Raw genomic sequence first — 19,516 nt, forward strand, 5'->3', positions numbered from 1 at the left:
CCCGAGCCTAGTCGACGGTGCGCTTGTTGAAGGCCCGCACCGCCAGCGGCGCGAACACCGCCGTGAGCGCGACCGACCAGAGCACGGTGGCGAGCACCGGATGCTGCAGTGACCAGGGCGCACCCTCCCGCAGGGGAAGATCGTTCCCCCACAGTTCTCGCATCGCCTGGACCATCGAGGACACGGGATTCCACTCCGCCACCGCCCGGAGCCACGGCGCCATCCCCGCGGTGGGTACGAAGGCGTTGGAGAGGAAGGTGATCGGGAACATCGTGGCGAACATGAATCCGTTGACGGCCTCGATGGACTGCATCATGCAGCCCACGAGGATCCCGAACCAGATCATGGCGAAGCCGAACATCAGGAGCACGAGGAAGCCCAGCACCGCGTCCACCGGGTTCGTGCGGATCCGCCAGCCGATGGCGAGGCCGGTGAGGCACATGACGACGATGCCGATCGAGGAGTGCAGGAGGCTCGCGATACTGCGACCGATGAGCACCGAGGCACGGCTGATCGGCAGCGAACGGAAGCGGTCGATCACGCCCTTCTCGAGGTCGGTCGTCAGGCCGCCGGCCACCACGAAGCAGGTGAAGACCATGGTCTGCCCCAGGATGCCGGGGAGCAGGTACTCGCGGTAGGACACGCCCTCCGTGGGGATCGCCGATCCGAAGACGAACGCGAACAGCACCGTGAACATGATCGGCTGGATGGTGACGTCCGACAGCATCTCCGGCATGCGCTTGGTGTGGATCATGCTGCGCCGAACCATGATCCAGGACTGCTTCCAGAGACTGGTCTGATGCGTCTCGACGCCGCCGACGCCGACGGCCGAGGTGGTGGCGGTCATGCGGAGACCTCCTCGGAGTCCGTCGCGTCGGTCTCGGCCCGGCGCCCGGTGAGGGAGAGGAAGACATCGTCGAGGCTGGGCCGCGAGAGGCCGAGATCGTCGACCTCGATGCCGCTCTCCGCGAGCAGCTCGACGGCCCGGTTCAGGTCGGCCAGGCCGTTCGCCGGGCTGCTGACCTGGCGCGCCCCCTCGTCGACGAAGACCTCGCTGCCGAGCTGCGCCAGGGTGTCCCGCGCCCGCGGGAGATCGGCGGCGGCCGAGACCGTGAGCACGAGGCTGGCCGCGCCGGCGCGCTCCTTGAGCTGGAGCGGAGTGCCCTGGGCGATGATCCGCCCCTTGTCGATGACGATGATCTCGTCCGCCAGCTGATCCGCCTCCTCAAGGTACTGCGTGGTGAGGAGCAGCGTGGTGCCGTTGGACACGAGCATGCGCAGCACGTCCCAGAGCTCGGAGCGGGCGCGCGGATCCAGACCGGTCGTGGGCTCGTCGAGGAAGAGCACCGGCGGCGCGGTGAGCAGGCTGACCGCCAGATCCAGCCGCCGGCGCATGCCGCCCGAATAGGCCTTCACCTGCTTGTCTGCGGCCGTGGTCAGCGAGAACTGTTCGAGCAGCTCCGCGCTGCGCCGCTTCAGCGCGGCGCGCGGGATGCCGTACAACCCGCCGATCATGGCCAGGTTCTCGCGGCCGGTGAGGATCTCATCCACCGTGGCGGCCTGGCCGGTGAGCCCCATGTTGCGGCGCACCTCGATGGGGTTCTCCCGTACGTCGTACCCCGCGATGCGCGCAGTGCCCTCCGTGGGCGGCGACAGCGTGGTCATCATCCGGACAGTGGTCGTTTTGCCCGCACCGTTGGGCCCGAGGAGCCCGAGGACCGAGCCCCGGGGGACGCGGAAACTGACGCCGTCCACCGCCGTGAAATCGCCGAATCGTTTCACCAGGCCGATCGCCTCGATGGCCCAGTCACCGCTCTCACCGTGTGTCATGGGGCAACGGTAGTGCGGTGCACCGACAAGTTCTACGAATTTTGCACGTGGCGGTGGGCGCGCTCGATCAGCCCGACCACGTCTCCGTCGGCGACGGGGTTCACCATCGAGACCCAGCCCAGCTTGGCGTAGAGCGGATGCGGGATCACGGCGTCGTCGGCGGCGTAGTCCCACTCGCCCGCGTGGGCCGCGTGCTCCGCGGGCGGGTAGCCGATCAGCTCGGCGAAGGCCTCGCGCCCCACAGTGGCGTTGAGCCGGAAGGCGCCTGGCCGGTCCAGGTCGGAGCGCTCGTCGTCGGGGTAGTTCTTGGTGATGACGGTGAGGTAGGGCATGACGCCGGGTTCGCCGTCGGGCGTGAAGTAGACGAAGGTATCGCCCCAGGCGATCTCGGGCACCGGGGTCTTCCCGTCGGCCGCGAGCGCACCCGGGGCGATCGTCTCGACGGTCGAGTCGGGTAGCTCCCGCAGGAGGGCGATGACGGCGTCGCGGGCGGTCGGTTCGGTCACCTCTGCAAACTACTCGCCGGCGCGGCGCACCGTCAGGACGCTCTCCGATTCGCGCTCCGCGCGGTAGGCCTTCGCACCGCCGTTGACGCCGAACAGGCGCTTGCTCCAGACCAGCCAGACCACCGCGGCGATGTTGATGACGAGCGCGCCCGCGCGCAGTACCGTGACCTTCTCGGTGATCTCGTAGATCTCGAGGGGCAGGAACGCCGAGGTCGCGATCACCGCGAAGTACTCTCCCCACCGGGCGCCGAGCCACAGCCCGACGGCCTCGACGAGTTCGATCACGGCGTACGCAACCAGGCCGACGGCGATCCACGCCAGCGCGGTGCCGGAGAGCCCGAGCGCCTTGTCGATCGTGCTGACGATCCGCGAATCGCCCACGTTGAAGCCCAGTTGACTGAGGATCGGCAGCTTCTCCTGGAAGACCTCACGCAGGTGCACCCGAGAGTCCCGGAACTGCCACACCACCACGCCGCCGGCGAGGAAGATCAGGCCGCGGACGACCCGCTCGACGGCGAGGAAGCGCATGATCAGTTCGTCGCGCAGGGCCCGGCCTCGCGGGACCGACGGTGCGTGCGCCGCCGGCCCGGAGCCGTGCGGTTCGCCGACGACGAAGTCGTCGCAGCGGAGGCAGCGCCACGCCTGCCCCTCGGGGGTCTCGGCGTGGACGCGCTCGCGCAGGTCGGCCTCGTCGGGCGCGTACGTGACGTGCCCGCGGGCGCCGCAGGAGAGCAAGGACAGATCCATCGGATCAGGCTAGCGCCGGTACGAGGCGGCGGCACCCTGATGAATCGGGCGATTCGGGGCGGACGAGCTGACGTGTAAGCCGGATCCTGTCCCCCGCCGCATCTCTGCGCCGGGGTGGCGACCATCCATCTGGACACACCGTCGCCGGGTGCCTCGAGCGGTCCACCCGCACGCTCGGGCGAGCAGCCCTCATGCACGTGCGCAGCGCCACCACGACGGTGGCGCCTTCGACCTTGCTCCGGGTGGGGTTTACCGAGCCGCGACGGTCACCCGCCGCGCTGGTGCGCTCTTACCGCACCGTTTCACCCTTACCCGGGCCGGAGCCCGGGCGGTCTGTTCTCTGTGGCACTGTCCCGCGGGTCACCCCGGGTTGCCGTTAGCAACCACCCTGCCCTGTGGAGTCCGGACTTTCCTCGACGCGGGCGTACTGGTCACCCAGCCGTTCCCAACGTCGCGGCCGCCCGGTCAGCTCGTCCGCGCCGACCAGGATACCCCGTGGCGAGGCGGTCAGAGTGCGGCCGTGCGGTTGACCTGGCGGACCGACGCGCCGCCGTCGGGGTAGAAGTCGGCGATCGAGATCGACGCCAGGTCGAGGTGCAGCCGGTACAGCAGCTGCGGCCCCACGTCGAGGGCGATGCGCAGGGCCGTCTTGATCGGCGTGACGTGCGAGACCAGGAGCACTGTGCGGCCCCCGTATTCGGTGGTGACCCGGTCCAGGAGCGCGGCGACGCGCAGGTGCACCTCGTCGAAGCTCTCGCCGCCCGGCGGGGCGACGGAGGTATCACCCAGCCACCGGCCGTGGAGCTCGGGATCGCGGGCCCGGGCCTCGCCGAAGGACAGTCCCTCCCAGTCGCCGAAATCCGTCTCGATCAGGCCGTCCTCCACCGCGACGGTGAGGCCGCGATCGGCGTTCACGGCGTCGGCCGTCTGCCGGGCACGATCCAGCGGCGAGGAGAGGATCACGTCGATCTCCGTGCCGCGCAGCAGTTCCGCGGCGGCCGCCGCCTGCTCGCGCCCCAGATCGGTGAGCGACGGGTTACCACGGCCCGAGTACAGCCGCTCCACCGAAGCGGGCGTCTGGCCGTGCCGCAACAGGATCAGGCGGGTCGGTTCGTGCTCCGAGGTCGTCCAGCCGCCGCGCTGCGTCGCGCCACCCTGCGCCCGGGTCATTCTTCGGGCTTGCCCTGCGGCAGGCCGGACTCGAAGGTGCGCACCAGGATCGCGCCGCACTCGTCGCAGTGCACGACCTCGTCTGCCGGCGTGCGCGCCACCCCGTCCAGGAAGCCGCGGTCGAGCTCGAGGCGGCAGGCTCCGCACCGTCGGGCCTGCAGGAGCCCGGCCCCCGTACCGGAGTTCTTCCGGCATCGCTCGTACTCCGCGTACAGGTCCTGCGGGAGCTTTCCGACGGTGTCCTCGCGCGTGGCAGCCGTGCGGGCCCTCGCGACGTCGATGTCCTTGACGGCCTCCTCCCGTCGGCGCGCCACCGCGGCGATCTCCTCGCTCGTCGCGTTCACGACGGCCTCGGCGCGCTGCTGGTCGAGCGCGACGGCCTCGCGCTTCTCCATGAGTTCGAGCTCCTCGTCCTCCAGGACGGACTGGCGGCGCTCCAGGCCGCGCAGCTCGTGTTCGATCTCGGTCAGCTGCTTCGCCGGAACCGCACCGGAGGCCAGCAGCTCGCGGTCCTTCTGCTCGCGGAGGCGGGTCTGCTCGACCTCCTTCTCGAGCTTGGTGATGTCGCGGTCCAGGTCCTCCACCAGGATCGACACCCGCACCGACTCGTCGCGCTCGGTGGTCGCGCGCTTCTCGAGTTCGGCGATCTCGGCGTCCTCGGGAAGGTGGGTGGCGCGGTGCGCCAGGCGGGCGATCTCCGCGTCGACCTCGGCGAGGTCCAGCAGGATGCGTTGAGCAGCCGGATCAGCGTTCATCTGCGCCACTCTACGCATCCGCCCCCGGAGCGGCCCGCACCGTGAACGGATCCGTGGGGGTGTCGTGGACCGCGACGTCGAGGTAGGGCCAGAGCAGCTCGGCGACCGTGGCGCACCAGGGGAACTCGGTGCCCCAGTGCCCGGCGTCCACGACGGCGGGCCCGCCGACGCGCAGGTGCTCGTCCACGGGGTGATGCCGCAGATCACCGGTGACATAGGCGTCGACGCCGAGGCGCGCGACGGCACCGAGCAGCGAGTCCCCCGCTCCCCCGCAGACCGCGACGGTCCGCACGATCGCCTCCGGGTTCCCGGCCGCGCGCGCCGGCGCGCCGAGGGCGTCGGCGACGTGGGCGGTGAACGCCTCCAACGTCAGCGGCTCCGACAGGGTTCCGATGCGGCCCAGGCCCCATTCCCGCTCGCCGCCGACCAGTTCGACGATGTCGTGCGCCGGCACCTCGTAGGGATGCGCGTGGCGGAGCGCACGGGCCACGCGCTCGCGGTGGGCGGTTGCGGCGACGAGCTCGATCCGCGTCTCGTCCACAGTGGTGAGCTCGCGGGCGCTGCCGATCGCGGGATTCGCGTCATCGCCCGGCCGGAACTGGCCGACACCGTCGACCCGCCAGGCGCACTCGGAGTACTCCCCGACCTCCCCCGCGCCCGCCTCGAACATCGCCGCGAGCACCTCGTCCGCCTGCGCGGGCGGCACCATCACGCCCCACCGGTCCAGCTGCAGCGGCGCGTCCAGGTACTCGACGGGCCCGATGACCTCCACCCCGAGCGCCGCCGCAAGGGCGTCGTTGACGCCGCCCCGAGCGCGATCGGCGTTGGTGTGCGCGGTGAACAGCGCGCACCCGCCGCGGATGAGCCGGTGGATCAGCGCACCCTTCGGCGTGCTCGCCGCGACGGTGTCGACGCCGCGCAGCAGGAGCGGGTGGTGCGCGATGACGAGCTGGGCGCCACGGGCGAGCGCGGCGTCGACCACATCGGTCGTGACGTCCACGCAGACCAGCACGCGCGCGACCTCGGAAGCCGGGTCTCCGCATACCAGCCCGACGCTGTCCCACCCCTCCGCCAGCCGGGGCGGATACGCCTGATCGAGCACTGCGATGACCTCTGCCAGCTTCATGGCTGCCAGCGTAGATCCGTCGGACGTCTCCGGTATGAACGCGACATGCACGCGTTCATGGACGAGACGAAGGGGTCCGGGCTCATCGTGGTGGTCGTGGTCGTCGCTCCGTCCACGCTGCCGACGCTCCGCAAGGAGCTCAACGCTCTTCGTATGAGGGGTCAACGACGCATACATTTCGCCAAGGAGTCGCCCTCGCGGCGGCGTTCGATCGCAGCTGCGATCGCCGGGATGCCTGTCGCAGCCACCGCCTTCGATGCTCGCGGTATCCGAGACGCTCGAGCCGCTAGAGAGCGCGCCCTTCGTGCGGTGGTGGCGGATCTCGATGCACAATCGGTCGCTCGGTTGATCATCGAACAGGATGACAGCCTGGTCGCGGCAGACCGCCGAACGCTGTTTCGCGCAACCCGTGCTACCCGGAGCGGACTCGAGTACCTCCACGTGCGTCCGGCGTCTGAACCGATGCTCTGGATTCCCGACGCCATCGCATGGTCGATAGCACGCGGCGGCGACTCAGCGCGAAGGATCGCTGCGGTCGTCGAAGCGAACGTCACTGTGCGTTGACACGAAACCCCGCTCACCAACCGTCCGGATGGCTGCGGGGCCGCTGTCCACGAGCGAAAGCTCGGGCGTAGTCCTCAGCATACCGATCCACTCGTCGCCGCACCAGTGGCGATTCGAGCGTCGAGCAGCGTCGGGCAAGATGGAGGGGTGAGTACTCCGCTGCATGTCACGTTCGTGTGCACCGGCAACATCTGCCGTTCGCCGATCGCCAAGATCGTCTACGAGCAGGCCGTGGCCGATGCCGGACTGGCCGAGGCGGTGCGCGTCACCAGCGCCGGCACCGACGGCTGGCACGAGGGCAGCCCGGCGGACTCGCGCGCGCAGGACGTGCTCGCGGAGGCCGGCTACCCCACCGCGCACACCGCCGCTGAGCTGACCGACGATCACCTCGCGGCCGATCTCGTGGTCGCGCTGCACCGCTCACACGTCGCGCCGCTACGGCGACGCGGCGTGCCCGCGGACCGGATCCGGCTGCTGCGCAGCTTCGATCCGGATGCCGCGCACGAGAGCGTGCCCGACCCGTACTACGGCGATCACGACGACTTCCGAGCGACGCTGACCGAGGTCGAGGGCGCGATACCCGGGCTCCTCGAGTGGACGCGAGAGAACATTGCCTAGCTGGATCAAGGTGATCTTCCAGCCGCGGTGGATCGCCCTCGCCATCGCGGCGCTGGCCTTCACCGCGCTGTGCTGGTCGGTGCTGGCACCGTGGCAGCTGGGGAAGAACTCGTCCACCAGCCACCGCAACCAGCAGATCGCCGACTCCGTGAACGCCGAGCCGGTGCCGGCGGCGCAGTTGCTGGGCGGCCGCACCGACGTGCCGAAGGACGCCGAGTGGCGGCGGGTGGTGCTCACCGGGCAGTACCTCACCGACAAGCAGTCCCTCGCCCGGCTGCGGAATCAGGACGGCAAGCCGGCCTACGAGGTGCTGGTGCCGTTCGCGGCGAACGACGGCGCAACCTATCTCGTCGACCGGGGCTTCGTGAAGACGCCCACCGGCGGCGTGGTGCCGGAGTTCGCGCCGCCGCCGTCGGGAACGGTCACGCTCCAGGCCCGCGTGCGTGCCCCGGAGAAGACCGATCCGGCCCGTGGGCCGCGGACCGAGGCCGGATTCCTGCAGGTCTTCGCGATAGACCCGTCGGCGATCGGCCCGGCGCAGTCGATCACTCTGGCGCCCGGCTACCTGACCCTCGACGAGGACCAGCCCGGCGGACTCGATCCGATCCCGCTGCCGATGCTCGACGCCGGCCCGTATCTCTCCTACGGCCTGCAGTGGCTCGCCTTCGGGATCATGGCGCCCCTCGCGATCGGCTACTTCGTGTGGTCCGAGGTACGACGCCGGCGCGAGGACAAGGCCGTCTTCGACGCGGGCAACGCGGATCCGCAGACGCCGCAAGCGACGGAGGAGGCGCCGGAGGTCAGCCCCGAGGCCGCCCGCGCCGCACGGCTCGCCGACCGGTACGGACGCAAAGGACAGTAGCGGCGAGCGCGCCCAGTTCCACGGCGCGCGACAGGCGCGCGGCCCGCGCCAGATCGCGCGGCTCGGGTGCGCGGCCACGGCCCAGCGTCGGGCGCAGCTCCACGCCATGCGCGTACTGCGTGCGCCCACCCAGCTGCAGGCCGAGCGCTCCCGCGGCGGTCGCCTCCGCGACCCCGGCGTTGGGACTGGGGTGTTTCGCCGCATCCTCACGCCAGGCACGGAGAGCGTCCGACGGTGCTCCGCCGACCGTCGGCGCCAGGGCGACGGTGACCGCACCCGCGAGCCGGGCCGGGACGTAGTTGAGGACGTCGTCGAGTCGCGCCGATGCCCAGCCGAATTCGCCGTACCGCTCATTCCGGTAGCCGACCATCGCATCCAGCGTGTTCGCCGCGCGGTACGCCAGTAGGCCCGGCAGGCCCGCGACGGCGCCCCAGAAGAGCGGCGCCACCGCGGCGTCCGACGTGTTCTCGGCGACCGACTCGGTAGCCGCCCGCGCGAGCCCTGCGGCGTCGAGCACCGACGGGTCGCGCCCGCACAGGCTGGGGAGCAGGGCGCGCGCGGCGGTCAGATCCCCGCGCTCCAGGTCGGCCCCGAGCGTGGATCCGACCGACCGCAGTCCCGCTCCCCCGACCACCGCCCAGGTGCCGACCGCCGTAGCGCCGGGCACCCTCCGCAGCGCATACCCCAGCGCCGCCGCGCCACCCACCAGGACCGCGGTGTACGCCGCGCCGCGCAGCTTCGCCGGGGCGTACATCCGTCGCTCGAGCGCGAGTGCGACGGTGCCGAAGCCCGCGACCGGGTGGTAGCGGCGGGGGTCGCCGAAGACCTCGTCGGCGACGATGCCGAGAGCCAGTTCGGTGGTGCGGTTCACGGATGTCGACGCTACCCGGTTCGCCTAGACGCACACCTGTTTGCAATCAGCATATTCTTTGCGTTTTGCATGTTACTGTGCAGCATGATCAAGACACGGTTCCTCGCCGCCACCACCGCCGCGGTCGCCCTCTCCCTCGCCGCTCCCACCGCCGCCGGCGCCGCACCGCAGACAGACGCCGATCTCGCGAAGTCGGTGGCCTGCTCCTACGCCGCCTCCGTGGCGCAGCACGCAGAGAACGGCGTGGGGAACAGTCGGTCGGAGAAGCTGATCAGCCAGCGCGGTTCGCTGTACCTGGTGGAATGCGAAGTGCGCGTGATGCAACGCGGGAACGCGACCGTCTACATCAACGACCCGCGCCCCGCGCTGATCTACCGCGTCACGGTGGACGCGAACAATCGGTTCTTCGTCGTCAACGCCGAGGGCCCGTACGTGCCGCCGGTCCGCCAGCAGGCACCCGGCCGGGCGGCCTAGCGCCCGCCCGTCCGCGCGCTCACTGCCAGACGAAGCCGTCGGGATCGACGAGCGAGCCGAGATCGCCGTCGACCCTGATCCGGTGAGAGCCACTGCCCTCCAGCGGAACTCCCGCGTCCTTCGCGGCGGCCTTACGCCCGTACAGCGCGAGCTTCACAGCACCGGGTTCGGCGTCGAACTCGACGTACTTGCGGCCGAAGCTCTTCGCCACGGAGAGCCCGTGCTCGACGTAGAAGGCTTTGGTCGCGGCGACGTCGTCGACCCCGAGCAGCAGCACCGTGTCGTCGATGGTCCGCAGCGGCGCGCCGGTGTTCTTCTTCGACGACGACGCGACCTTCCAGAGCGTGCCGTCGGGCGCACGGAAGACGCCGCCGTAGCCCCAGAAGGACTTCTTCGCGGGTTTGATCTCCGTCGCGCCCGCTGCGATCGCGGGCGCGACGAAGGAGTCGACCACGGCCGGCTCGGCCACGACCAGCGAGATCACGAAGCCGCGGAAACCGGTGGACGGTTCCGTGGAGGCCCTGAACCGCAGGCCGTGGTCGGGGCCGAAGGCGGTGTCGTAGAAATCCCGGGCTGCGGCCGGGTCGGCCACCTCCAGGGTGAGGGACCGGATCGGGGCGGAGAGCGAGGTTGTCATGCCTGCAACGCTATGAGCTGCGCTTTCGGTGCGCTTCTCGATTCCTGACCGATCCGGCCGCCCGTCAGCCGCGGTAGCGGAAGATGATCCGCCCGCGGGTCAGGTCGTAGGGGCTGATCTCCACGAGTACTCGGTCGAGCGGAACGATCTTGATGTAGTTCTTCCGGATCTTCCCGCTGATATGCGCGAGTACGACGTGCCCGTTGTCGAGCTCGACGCGGAACGTCGCGTTCCGGAGTCCCTCCACGACGGTGCCGGCGGCCTCGATGCCGCGCGCCGTCTTCGTCATGGCCGCACCAGCTCGACGGTGGTCTCGACCGCACAGCCGCCGGCCCGCTCGATCACGGCGACGGCGGCGCCGTCCGCCGGATCCGCCTGAGCCGCGAGGAAGGGCTCGACGCCGGGCGCGGATCGCACCCGCCACGCCCCGGGCGGGGTCACAGCGGGAGGCGGATCGAGCGGTATTCGGTACAGCGTCTCGCGCTTGTGCGGGACGAAGCCGTGGCGCTGCCACGCCGCGAGCTGGTCGCCGTCACCGTCCGCCACGAGCGTACGCAGCGGAGGCGACAGCTCGGCGAGGAGCGTCGCGGCCAGTAGATCGAAAGCCGCTGCGCTCCAAGCGTCGATGCTGATGAAACCGGCTCGCCGCGACGGTCCGCCGCGTCCGATGATGCGGTCGTCGGCATCGACCGCGAGCCAGTCGCCGTCGTCCGACCTCCGCAGAGTGAGAGAAGAAACGTTCATGGTGTTGCCTTTCAGGAATGCCTGCGTGCGGCGCTCCTGGTGGTGACACCTAGGTCGACCGTGAGAACGGAGGGAGCACCCACATGCGAGAAACGTTCACGGGTCTCACCTCCTTCGGCCGGTCACGGTTGCCTGCAGCCTATCGCCCTGCGCGACTCGGTCGCATCTCCTTTTCCGGCACCGTCGTCCAGCGCACCTCCGGTCAGTCGCGGTCGCGCTGCCTGATCGCGACGGCGATGCGCTCGCAGCCGATCAACACGCACCCGGCGAGAACGAGAAGGCCGAACCCGGCCTCGCGCCCCGCACCCCAGGCGTTCAGCCCGAGGATGAAAACGGCGACGACAGCGAAGACCACCACAACCGGCCAGGGCGAACCCGACATCTTCTTGTCAGTCATGGCCGAACATTAGCATCGTGCATGGCGTGCGCCCGACGCTCAGTACTGTGCCTGGTGCGCGCGGAGGGACTCGAACCCCCGACAGCCGGTGTGTAAGACCGGAACTCTAACCAACTGAGCTACACGCGCTTGCCGGTCGAAGATAGCGCAGCGAGGGCGTCTTCCCAAAGCGACTGATCGCGCGGGACCCCGGGCTCGTTCATCTCGGAGAACCGGACCACGCCCTCGCGGTCGATCACGAAGGTGCCGCGGTTGGGGTAGCCGTTGCGCTCGTTGAGCACCCCGTACGCGCCCGACACCTCGCCGTGCGGCCAGAAGTCGGACAGGATCGGGAACAGATAGCCCTGCGAACCGGACCAGACCTTGTGCGTGGGCGGCGGCCCGACGGACACGGCGAGGACGGCGGCATCGTCGTTCTCGAAGGACGGCAGCGAATCGCGGATGCCGCCCAGCTCGCTCTCGCAGGTACCGGTGAAGGCCAGCGGGAAGAAGACGAGCAGGACGTTCTTGCGCCCTCGGTACGTCTCCAGGGAGACGGGGCGGTTGTTCTGGTCGCGCAGGGTGAACGCGGGCGCGACCGCACCGACGGGCAGCGGACCTTCGGGCCGGACCGAGGTCACCTCTTGGCCACGCGGCCGGACTTCGGCTGCACCAGGCGGGAGCCGATCCACGATCCGAGGTTCGTCGACGAGGTCTGCGTGAGCCCGGCCGTCGGCGCCGCTTCGGCGATCTCGCTGGGCTGCACGTGTCCCGGCTGGCCGGTCTTGGGGCTGAGCACCCACACGTAGCCGTCGTCGGACAGCGGGGTGATCGCGTCCATCAGGGTGTCGACGAGATCGCCGTCGTCGTCGCGCCACCACAGCACGACCACGTCGACCACCTCATCGGTGTCCTCGTCGAGCATCTCCGCGCCGATGAGCTCCTCGATGGCCAGCCGCAGATCGTCGTCGGTGTCTTCGTCCCAACCGATCTCCTGCACGATGTTGCCGGGCTGCAGGCCCATCTTCTGGGCGAATGACCCATTCGTGGACACCGGTGGGAGCCTCCTCGCGTTCGCGCGGACGACCCGATGCCACCCGCATACCACTGTTCGGTGCCAACTTACGGCACCTGCGCCCCGGCGCAACAGGGTACGCCGAACTCGCGCTGCGGACCTGGTGAATTCCACCACGCGGAATACGACTGTCGAGTAGCTTTCGTATGCGGCAGGATGGGATCTGCGACACACCGCACACCCCTGGCATACCCAGCACCGCCTTCGCGACCCGTGAGGAGCACCAGTGACAGACTCGATCGCCACCACCCCGGCACCCGCCCCAGGACAGGGCCCCGCACCGTCGAACGACGGCCGTCCTGACCGCGTCCGCGTGATCCGCGAGGGGGTGGCCTCCTACCTCCCGGACATCGATCCGGACGAGACGGGCGAGTGGATCGAGTCCTTCGACGACCTGATCGCCACGCACGGTCCCGCCCGCGCCCGGTACCTGATGCTGCGCCTGCTCGAGCGCGCCAGTGAGAAGCGCGTCTCCATCCCGTCGCTGACCTCGACCGATTACGTCAACACCATCCCCACGGATCTCGAGCCCTGGTTCCCGGGCGACGAGGAGATCGAGCGGCGCTACCGCGCCTACATCCGTTGGAACGCGGCGATCATGGTGCACCGGGCGCAGCGCCCCGGGGTCGGCGTCGGCGGGCACATCTCCACCTACGCGGGCGCGGCATCGCTGTACGAGGTGGGCTTCAACCACTTCTTCCGCGGTAAGGACCACCCCGGCGGCGGCGACCAGGTGTTCATCCAGGGCCACGCCTCCCCCGGCATCTACGCGCGCGCCTTCCTGGAGGGCCGCATCCCCGCGGAGCGCCTGGACGGCTTCCGCCAGGAGAAGTCGCACGAGGACAAGGGCAAGGGCCTGCCGTCCTACCCGCACCCCCGGCTGCTGACGAACTTCTGGGAGTTCCCGACGGTGTCCATGGGCCTCGGCCCGATGAACGCCATCCAGCAGGCGCGGTTCAACCACTACCTGCACGACCGCGGCATCAAGGACACCTCCGACCAGCACGTCTGGGCGTTCCTCGGCGACGGCGAGATGGACGAGCCCGAATCGCGCGGCCAGATCCAGATCGCCGCGACCGAGGGCCTGGACAACCTGACCTTCGTGGTCAACTGCAACCTGCAGCGCCTCGACGGGCCGGTGCGCGGCAACGGCAAGATCATCCAGGAGCTCGAGTCCTTCTTCCGCGGCGCCGGCTGGAACGTGATCAAGGTGATCTGGGGTCGCGAGTGGGACGAGCTGCTGCACAAGGATCGCGACGGCGCGCTGGTGAACATCATGAACACCACGCCCGACGGCGACTACCAGACCTTCAAGGCGAACGACGGCGCCTTCGTCCGCGAGCACTTCTTCGGCCGCGACCCGCGGACCAAGGAGCTGGTCAAGGACATGACCGACGAACAGATCTGGGGTCTGCGCCGCGGTGGCCACGACTACCGCAAGCTGTACGCGGCCTACAAGTCGGCCATGGAGCACAAGGGCCAGCCGACGGTCATCCTGGCGCACACCGTCAAGGGCTTCGGCCTCGGCCACAACTTCGAGGGCCGCAACGCCACGCACCAGATGAAGAAGCTCACGCTGGACGATCTCAAGGGCTTCCGCGATCACCTGCGCATCCCGATCTCCGACGCGGAGCTCGAGAAGGACCCCTACCTCCCGCCGTACTACAACCCGGGACCGGAGTCGAAGGAGATCCAGTACATGCTGGATCGGCGCAAGCAGCTGGGCGGCTTCGTTCCCTCGCGGCGCACGCAGGCACAGGTGCTCAAGACTCCCGGCATCGACGCGGTGAAGGTGATGCTCAAGGGCTCGGGCAAGCAGCAGGTGGCGACGACGCAGGCCGTCGTCCGCATCTTCAAGGAACTGCTGCGCGATCCGGAGGTCGGGCCGCGCATCGTGCCGATCATCCCCGACGAGGCGCGCACCTTCGGCATGGACAGCTGGTTCCCCACGCTGAAGATCTACAACCGCCTCGGCCAGACCTACACGGCGGTCGACGCGCAGCTGATGCTCGCCTACAAGGAGAACCCGCAGGGCGTCATCCTGCACGAGGGCATCAACGAGGCCGGCTCGACGGCGTCGTTCACCGCGGTCGGAACGTCCTACGCCACGCACGACGTCCCGATGATCCCGCTGTACATCTTCTACTCGATGTTCGGCTTCCAGCGCACGGGCGACGGCCTGTGGGCCGCGGCCGACCAGATGGCCCGCGGCTTCGTGCTCGGCGCCACCGCCGGCCGCACCACCCTGACCGGTGAGGGCCTGCAGCACGCCGACGGCCACAGCCACGTGCTCGCGTCGACCAACCCGGCGGTCGTCGCCTACGACCCCGCGTTCGCGTACGAGCTCGCGCACATCGTGATCGATGGCCTGCGGCGGATGTACGGGGAGAACCCGGAGAACATCTACTACTACATCACCGTCTACAACGAGCCGATCCACCAGCCTGCCGAGCCGGAGAACCTGGACGTCGAGGGTCTGCTCAAGGGCATGTACCTGTTCAAGCCCGCGGACAGCGCGCACGAGAAGAAGGCGAACATCCTCGCCTCCGGCGTCACGATGCCCGACGCGCTCCGGGCCCAGGAACTGCTCGCCGAGGAGTGGGGCGTCTCCGCCTCGGTGTTCTCGGTGACCAGCTGGGTCGAGCTGTCGCGCGACGGCATCGAGTCCGAGAAGGCGGCGCTCCGCGCGCCCGGCGAGGAGTTCCGCACGCCGCACGTGACCAAGGTGCTCGGCGGTACCGAGGGCCCGACGATCGCTGCGTCCGACTTCATGCGCGGCACGCAGGACCTCATCCGCCAGTGGGTGCCCGGTACGTACATCACCCTGGGCACCGACGGCTTCGGCTTCTCGGACACACGTCCGGCGGCGCGGCGGTACTTCAACGTCGACGCGGAGTCGATCGTCGTGGGCGTTCTCCTGGGCCTCGCACGCGACGGGGCAGTCGATTTCTCGGTCCCCGCGGAGGCCGCGAAGCGGTACCGGATCGACGACGTGCTCGCCGCCCCGAAGCAGACCTCGGACCCCGGCGTAGCCTAGGACTCCATGACCGCTGATACGGGCTCGTTCCCCCTCCCCGGGAAGCCGGGGAAGGGGAGCTTCAATCGGAAGCGCCCCGAGCCTCGCGATGTACTCCCCGAGGCGATCCTCGCCCGGATCCGCCAGTACTCGGGGCGCGTCGCGACGGAGGCGGTGCGCTCCATGGAGGAGCAGCTCCCGTACTTCGCGGACCTGGAGGCCAGTCAGCGGGCGTCGATCCAGCTGGTGGTCCAGACCGCGGTGGTCAACTTCGCGGAGTGGATCGAGAACCCGAGCAACGTCGAATACACCGTCGCCTCCTTCCAGACGGTGCCGCAGGACCTGGCCCGCAAGGTCTCGCTCCTGCAGACCGTGGAGATGGTCCGCGTCGCGATGGAGTTCTTCGAGCGCTGGCTGCCACTGCTCGCGCGCAACGAGGACCAGCTGATCGCGCTCACCGAGGCGGTGCTGCGCTACGGCCGCGAGATCGGTTTCGGCGCCGCGTCGATCTACGCCTCGGCCGCCGAGGCCCGAGGTGCCTGGGACTCGCGGATGGAGGCGCTGGTGGTCGACGCGGTGGTCCGCGGCGACACCGGCGCCAACCTCCTCTCCCGGGCCGCGGCGCTCAACTGGGACCCGGTGGCGTCGGCCACCGTCATCGTCGGTAATCCCCCGCCGGACCAGAACGTCTCGGTTGCGGGGTCGGTGCACGACACGGCCCGCTCGCACGGCCGGTCTGCCCTCGCCGTTGTACAAGGCACCAAATTGGTGGTCATCGTCAGCGGCGGCGTCACGTCCGGCGACCCGTTCGCGGACTCGCTCATGCCGCACTTCTCCGACGGTCCCGTCGTGATCGGGCACACCACGCCCACGCTGGAGGACGCGCACGCGTCCGCGGTCGAGGCGATCGCCGGCGTCAACGCCGTCGCGGGCTGGCCGGGCGCGCCCCGGCCGGTGCACAGCTGGGAGCTGCTACCGGAACGTGCGCTGATCGGCGACACGCACGCCGGCCGCACCCTCTACGAACTACTCGTCAAGCCGCTCGAGGAGGCGGGGTCGGCTCTGTCCGACACGCTGGACGCCTACCTGGACTCGGGCGGCGCGGTCGAGTCGTGCGCCCGCGAGTTGTTCGTCCACCCCAACACCGTGCGGTACCGCCTGAAGAAGATCGCTGAGATCACGGGGCGCGATCCGCAGGACCCGCGGGATGCCTTCGTGCTGCGGGTAGCAGCCACCATCGGGCGTCTTGCGGCGGCCAATCCGGACCGCTTCACCCCCGCCGCTATGACGCGAATCACAGACATCTCTCTGACCTAATCCAGTCACACATAACACTCTGGTAACAGCCAGGACTCGCTGAGCAGCACTTTTGTGGAAACCCCACAAATTACCTGGGGCAGGTTCTCAGGCTCCAACACCTTCTTTTCAGGTTCGCGGGGTGTTTCCTGGAACACGTGATTGCACTGCTCGCACCCGGACAGGGTTCCCAGAAGCCCGGCATGCTGACCGCATGGCTCGATCAGCCTTCTGCCGTGGAGCGCCTCCGCGCATGGTCCGAGATCGCCGATCTCGACCTGGTCCGCCTCGGCACCATCGCCGAGGCCGACGAGATCACGGACACCGCCGTGACGCAGCCCCTCGTGGTCGCCGCCGCTCTGCTCGCCTTCGAGCAGATGGGTGCGCAGCCCGCCGACACCATCGTCGCCGGACACTCCGTCGGTGAGCTCGCCGCCGCCGCTGTCGCCGGTGTCATCACCGCCGACGAGGCCGTGCGCCTGGCCGCCATCCGCGGCCGCGCCATGGCCGCCGCGTGCGCGCTCGTCCCCACCTCGATGACCGCCGTGCTCGGTGGCGACGAGGCGGACGTGCTCGCCACCCTCGAGTCCTTCGACCTGATCCCGGCCAACATGAACGCCTCCGGGCAGATCGTGGCCGCGGGCACCGTCGAGAACCTGGCGAAGCTGGCCGACAACGCCCCCGAGAAGGCGCGCCTGCGCCCGCTCGCCGTGGCCGGCGCCTTCCACACCGAGTTCATGGCTCCCGCGCAGGAGGCCGTCGCGGCCGCCGCGCAGAGCATCGTCCCGCGGGACCCGCAGCTCACGCTGCTGTCGAACCGCGACGGCAAGCCCGTGACCTCCGGCGCCGAGGCCCTCGCGGCCATCGTCGCGCAGGTCACCCGCCCGGTCCGCTGGGACCTGTGCACCGCCACGATGCGCGAGGCCGAGGTCTCGATGGTCGTGGAGCTCCCCCCGGCCGGCGCCCTCGTGGGCATCGCCAAGCGCGAGCTCAAGGGCGTGCCGCAGGTCGCCGTCAAGACCCCGGCCGATCTGACCGAGCTGCTCGCTCCCGCGCAGTAGCCTTCGAACCACCGACGGGGCCGCTCGGCACCGTCGCACCCCGCGACGCCGTCGTCGCACCGATAGACTCCCGGCTCCGCGAAATCGCGGGTCGGGTCACACAAGGAAAGGGACCCACTGTGGCCACCAGCCAGGACGAAATCGTCGCCGCCATCGCCGAGATCATCGAAGAGGTCACCGGCATCGAGCCTTCCGAGGTCACCCTGGACAAGGCGTTCATCGACGACCTGGACATCGACTCGCTCTCGATGGTCGAGATCGCCGTGCAGCTCGAGGACAAGTACGGCGTCAAGGTGCCGGACGAGGACCTCGCGGGCCTGAAGACCGTCGGCGACGCCGTCGCGTACATCCAGAAGCTCGAGGCCGAGAACACCGAGCTCGCCGCCGAGCTCAAGGGCAAGTACGAGGCCGAGAAGGGCAAGTAAGCCCTTGTCATCGCTGAGGAATTTCTCGACGCTGGGGGGTGAGTTCCCCAGTGTCGTCGTGACTGCCATCGAGCTGACCACGTCGATCGGTGTCGATACCGACTCCACCTGGCAGGGACTCCTCGCCGGCAAGAGCGGCATCCGTCCGCTCGAGGGCGATTTCATCGGCGTGAAGATCCCCGATCTTCCGGTGCGGTTCGGCGGCCAGTTGCTGTCGGACCCGTCGGACGAGGTGCCGGAGCGGCCCGACCGCCAGCACGCCGGGGACATCAGCAAGCAGCACGTGTCGAAGCGGCGCATGTCCTACGTCGAGCAGGTCTCCCATGTGATGACCAAGCGGCTGTGGGACAAGGCCGGACGCCCGGATGTCGATCCGACTCGCCTCGCGGCGGTCGTCGGCACCGGGCTCGGCGGCGGCGAGACGATGGTGCAGGCCGTGGACGCGCTTCGCGACTCCGGCGTGCGCAAGGTCTCGCCGTTCGCCGTGCAGATGTCCATGCCGAACGGCGCGTGCGCGGTCTCGGCACTGGAGATCGGGGCCCGCGCGGGCGCCATCGCGCCCGTCTCGGCCTGTTCGACGGGCAACGAGGCCATCGCGCACGCCTGGCGCCAGATCGTGCTCGGCGATGCCGACATCGCGGTCTGCGGCGGCGTCGAAGGCCGGATCGACTCGCCGCCCATCGCATCCTTCGCGATGATGCGCGCACTGTCGACCCGCAACGACGATCCGCAGGCGGCCTCTCGGCCGTTCGACAAGGACCGCGACGGCTTCGTCTTCGGCGAGGCCCAGGCACTCATGATCATCGAGACCGAGGAGCACGCACTGGCGCGCGGCGCGAAGCCGATCGCCCGACTCCTCGGCGCCGGCATCACCTCGGACGGCTACCACATGGTCTCCCCCGATGTGGAGGGTGGCGGCGCCGCCCGCGCGATGAAGCGAGCGATGGAGACCGCGGGCCTGACCCGCGCCGACATCGACTTCATCAACGCGCACGCCACGGCGACCCCGGTCGGCGACACCGCGGAGGCGAAGGCCATCAACGCGGTCGTCGGCACCGACGCGGCGATCTACGCACCCAAGGGCGCCCTGGGGCACTCCATCGGTGCCGTCGGCGCGCTGGAAGCCGCGCTGACGGTCCTCTCGATCCGGGACGGGATCATCCCGCCCACCCTGAACCTGGAGAATCAGGATCCGGAGATCGAGCTCGACGTGGTGCACGGATCCGCTCGCACGAGCGAGATCACCTATGCGCTGAACAACTCCTTCGGGTTCGGCGGCCACAACGTGGCGCTGGCGTTCGGCAAGTACTGACGTTTTTTCCAGAGGCCGGTCGTCGGGGATTCCCCCGGCGGCCGGTTTCGC

Annotated in this window: 22 protein-coding genes, 1 tRNA gene, 1 other RNA gene and 1 pseudogene; 9 read left to right on the forward strand and 16 right to left on the reverse strand. The window is 69.6% G+C overall.

From position 1 onward, the window contains the following. Positions 1-7: 7 nt before the first annotated feature. The 8 genes and pseudogenes from FK268_RS01325 to FK268_RS01360 form a co-directional block, all read right to left on the reverse strand. A complete protein-coding gene (locus FK268_RS01325; RefSeq protein ID WP_146430399.1) occupies positions 8-847 on the reverse strand; it encodes an ABC transporter permease in 840 nt (279 codons plus the stop codon). Beyond that, positions 844-1,830 carry an ATP-binding cassette domain-containing protein gene (locus FK268_RS01330; RefSeq protein WP_146430401.1) on the reverse strand — a complete coding sequence of 329 codons (987 nt, stop codon included), beginning with the start codon at positions 1,828-1,830 and terminating at the stop codon, positions 844-846. Before FK268_RS01330 ends, FK268_RS01325 begins: the two co-directional genes overlap by 4 nt. A gap of 32 nt (positions 1,831-1,862) precedes the next feature. Continuing rightward, positions 1,863-2,336 carry a DUF6194 family protein gene (locus FK268_RS01335; RefSeq protein WP_205124441.1) on the reverse strand — a complete coding sequence of 158 codons (474 nt, stop codon included), beginning with the start codon at positions 2,334-2,336 and terminating at the stop codon, positions 1,863-1,865. A 9-nt stretch (positions 2,337-2,345) separates the two neighbouring features. Beyond that, positions 2,346-3,083, reverse strand: coding sequence for a DUF2127 domain-containing protein (locus FK268_RS01340; RefSeq protein ID WP_146430403.1), 738 nt, complete (start codon positions 3,081-3,083; stop codon positions 2,346-2,348). A gap of 59 nt (positions 3,084-3,142) precedes the next feature. Then, positions 3,143-3,556, reverse strand: an RNA gene (gene rnpB, locus FK268_RS01345) — RNase P RNA component class A. A gap of 34 nt (positions 3,557-3,590) precedes the next feature. Further along, positions 3,591-4,217 (reverse strand): annotated as a pseudogene (locus FK268_RS01350) (histidine phosphatase family protein); the annotation flags it as partial. 32 nt (positions 4,218-4,249) lie between these two features. Next, positions 4,250-5,008 (reverse strand): zinc ribbon domain-containing protein, encoded by a 759-nt coding sequence (locus FK268_RS01355; RefSeq protein ID WP_146430407.1) that lies wholly within the window; start codon positions 5,006-5,008, stop codon positions 4,250-4,252. Positions 5,009-5,018: 10 nt separating this feature from the next. After that, positions 5,019-6,134 carry a Nif3-like dinuclear metal center hexameric protein gene (locus FK268_RS01360; protein ID WP_146430410.1) on the reverse strand — a complete coding sequence of 372 codons (1,116 nt, stop codon included), beginning with the start codon at positions 6,132-6,134 and terminating at the stop codon, positions 5,019-5,021. A gap of 45 nt (positions 6,135-6,179) precedes the next feature. Here FK268_RS01360 and FK268_RS24900 point away from each other — a divergent pair, with 45 nt between their 5' ends. The 3 genes from FK268_RS24900 (at position 6,180) to FK268_RS01375 (ending at position 8,178) form a co-directional block, all read left to right on the forward strand. Continuing rightward, positions 6,180-6,698, forward strand: coding sequence for a hypothetical protein (locus tag FK268_RS24900; protein WP_231706876.1), 519 nt, complete (start codon positions 6,180-6,182; stop codon positions 6,696-6,698). Between the two features lie 147 nt (positions 6,699-6,845). After that, the gene (locus FK268_RS01370) at positions 6,846-7,316 is read left to right on the forward strand and encodes a low molecular weight protein-tyrosine-phosphatase (RefSeq protein WP_146430412.1); all 471 of its coding nucleotides are present in this window, start codon (positions 6,846-6,848) and stop codon (positions 7,314-7,316) included. Further along, positions 7,309-8,178 (forward strand): SURF1 family cytochrome oxidase biogenesis protein, encoded by an 870-nt coding sequence (locus FK268_RS01375; RefSeq protein WP_146430414.1) that lies wholly within the window; start codon positions 7,309-7,311, stop codon positions 8,176-8,178. Before FK268_RS01370 ends, FK268_RS01375 begins: the two co-directional genes overlap by 8 nt. Here the strand turns inward: FK268_RS01375 and FK268_RS01380 are convergent. Then, positions 8,117-9,049, reverse strand: a complete 933-nt coding sequence (locus FK268_RS01380; protein WP_146430415.1) for a cobalamin biosynthesis protein — start codon at positions 9,047-9,049, stop codon at positions 8,117-8,119. The genes FK268_RS01375 and FK268_RS01380 overlap by 62 nt on opposite strands. Before the next feature lie 84 nt (positions 9,050-9,133). On the opposite strand from FK268_RS01380, the gene FK268_RS01385 reads away from it, so the two are divergent. After that, positions 9,134-9,523, forward strand: coding sequence for a hypothetical protein (locus tag FK268_RS01385; protein ID WP_146430417.1), 390 nt, complete (start codon positions 9,134-9,136; stop codon positions 9,521-9,523). Positions 9,524-9,542: 19 nt separating this feature from the next. On the opposite strand, the gene FK268_RS01390 is transcribed toward FK268_RS01385, so the two are convergent. The 7 genes from FK268_RS01390 to FK268_RS01420 form a co-directional block, all read right to left on the reverse strand. Beyond that, positions 9,543-10,160: a VOC family protein gene (locus FK268_RS01390; RefSeq protein WP_146430418.1), complete on the reverse strand. Its 618-nt coding sequence runs from the start codon at positions 10,158-10,160 to the stop codon at positions 9,543-9,545. A 64-nt stretch (positions 10,161-10,224) separates the two neighbouring features. Next, a complete protein-coding gene (infA, locus tag FK268_RS01395; protein ID WP_146430420.1) occupies positions 10,225-10,449 on the reverse strand; it encodes a translation initiation factor IF-1 in 225 nt (74 codons plus the stop codon). Continuing rightward, positions 10,446-10,904: a hypothetical protein gene (locus FK268_RS01400; protein WP_146430421.1), complete on the reverse strand. Its 459-nt coding sequence runs from the start codon at positions 10,902-10,904 to the stop codon at positions 10,446-10,448. Before FK268_RS01400 ends, infA begins: the two co-directional genes overlap by 4 nt. 202 nt (positions 10,905-11,106) lie before the next feature. After that, positions 11,107-11,301, reverse strand: coding sequence for a hypothetical protein (locus tag FK268_RS01405; protein ID WP_146430423.1), 195 nt, complete (start codon positions 11,299-11,301; stop codon positions 11,107-11,109). 52 nt (positions 11,302-11,353) lie between these two features. After that, positions 11,354-11,430: transfer RNA gene (locus FK268_RS01410), tRNA-Val, on the reverse strand. Beyond that, complete coding sequence (locus FK268_RS01415) at positions 11,421-11,921, reverse strand: peroxiredoxin (protein WP_146430425.1); 501 nt, start codon at positions 11,919-11,921, stop codon at positions 11,421-11,423. Before FK268_RS01415 ends, FK268_RS01410 begins: the two co-directional genes overlap by 10 nt. Then, entirely contained in the window at positions 11,918-12,304 is a 387-nt protein-coding gene (locus FK268_RS01420; RefSeq protein WP_146431806.1) for a DUF3052 domain-containing protein, read from the reverse strand. The genes FK268_RS01415 and FK268_RS01420 overlap by 4 nt, the downstream gene beginning before the upstream one ends. A 277-nt stretch (positions 12,305-12,581) precedes the next feature. Between FK268_RS01420 and aceE the strand changes: the two genes are divergently transcribed. From aceE to FK268_RS01445, 5 genes are all read left to right on the forward strand, one after another. Beyond that, complete coding sequence (aceE, locus tag FK268_RS01425; RefSeq protein WP_146430426.1) at positions 12,582-15,392, forward strand: pyruvate dehydrogenase (acetyl-transferring), homodimeric type; 2,811 nt, start codon at positions 12,582-12,584, stop codon at positions 15,390-15,392. A gap of 6 nt (positions 15,393-15,398) precedes the next feature. Further along, positions 15,399-16,688 (forward strand): PucR family transcriptional regulator, encoded by a 1,290-nt coding sequence (locus tag FK268_RS01430; RefSeq protein ID WP_146430428.1) that lies wholly within the window; start codon positions 15,399-15,401, stop codon positions 16,686-16,688. Between the two features lie 137 nt (positions 16,689-16,825). Further along, positions 16,826-17,728, forward strand: a complete 903-nt coding sequence (locus FK268_RS01435) for an ACP S-malonyltransferase (RefSeq protein ID WP_146430430.1) — start codon at positions 16,826-16,828, stop codon at positions 17,726-17,728. 119 nt (positions 17,729-17,847) lie between these two features. Beyond that, on the forward strand, positions 17,848-18,153 hold the full coding sequence (gene acpM, locus FK268_RS01440) for a meromycolate extension acyl carrier protein AcpM (protein WP_068521207.1): 306 nt from the start codon (positions 17,848-17,850) through the stop codon (positions 18,151-18,153). A 4-nt stretch (positions 18,154-18,157) separates the two neighbouring features. Then, a complete protein-coding gene (locus tag FK268_RS01445) occupies positions 18,158-19,465 on the forward strand; it encodes a KasA/KasB family beta-ketoacyl-ACP synthase (protein WP_146430431.1) in 1,308 nt (435 codons plus the stop codon). Positions 19,466-19,516: the final 51 nt, after the last annotated feature.

The organism is Tsukamurella sputi (genome assembly GCF_007858445.1).
Taxonomy (GTDB): domain Bacteria; phylum Actinomycetota; class Actinomycetes; order Mycobacteriales; family Mycobacteriaceae; genus Tsukamurella; species Tsukamurella sputi.

Excerpts from the sequence above, each read along its gene's own strand:
- FK268_RS01325 (WP_146430399.1), bottom strand. The coding sequence starts at position 847 with ATGACCGCCACCACCTCGGCCGTCGGCGTCGGCGGCGTCGAGACGCAT.
- FK268_RS01330 (WP_146430401.1), bottom strand. The coding sequence starts at position 1,830 with ATGACACACGGTGAGAGCGGTGACTGGGCCATCGAGGCGATCGGCCTG.
- FK268_RS01340 (WP_146430403.1), bottom strand. The coding sequence starts at position 3,083 with ATGGATCTGTCCTTGCTCTCCTGCGGCGCCCGCGGGCACGTCACGTAC.
- FK268_RS01355 (WP_146430407.1), bottom strand. The coding sequence starts at position 5,008 with ATGAACGCTGATCCGGCTGCTCAACGCATCCTGCTGGACCTCGCCGAG.
- FK268_RS01360 (WP_146430410.1), bottom strand. The coding sequence starts at position 6,134 with ATGAAGCTGGCAGAGGTCATCGCAGTGCTCGATCAGGCGTATCCGCCC.
- FK268_RS24900 (WP_231706876.1), top strand. The coding sequence starts at position 6,180 with ATGCACGCGTTCATGGACGAGACGAAGGGGTCCGGGCTCATCGTGGTG.
- FK268_RS01385 (WP_146430417.1), top strand. The coding sequence starts at position 9,134 with ATGATCAAGACACGGTTCCTCGCCGCCACCACCGCCGCGGTCGCCCTC.
- FK268_RS01390 (WP_146430418.1), bottom strand. The coding sequence starts at position 10,160 with ATGACAACCTCGCTCTCCGCCCCGATCCGGTCCCTCACCCTGGAGGTG.
- infA (WP_146430420.1), bottom strand. The coding sequence starts at position 10,449 with ATGACGAAGACGGCGCGCGGCATCGAGGCCGCCGGCACCGTCGTGGAG.
- FK268_RS01400 (WP_146430421.1), bottom strand. The coding sequence starts at position 10,904 with ATGAACGTTTCTTCTCTCACTCTGCGGAGGTCGGACGACGGCGACTGG.
- FK268_RS01405 (WP_146430423.1), bottom strand. The coding sequence starts at position 11,301 with ATGACTGACAAGAAGATGTCGGGTTCGCCCTGGCCGGTTGTGGTGGTC.
- FK268_RS01420 (WP_146431806.1), bottom strand. The coding sequence starts at position 12,304 with ATGGGCCTGCAGCCCGGCAACATCGTGCAGGAGATCGGTTGGGACGAA.
- FK268_RS01430 (WP_146430428.1), top strand. The coding sequence starts at position 15,399 with ATGACCGCTGATACGGGCTCGTTCCCCCTCCCCGGGAAGCCGGGGAAG.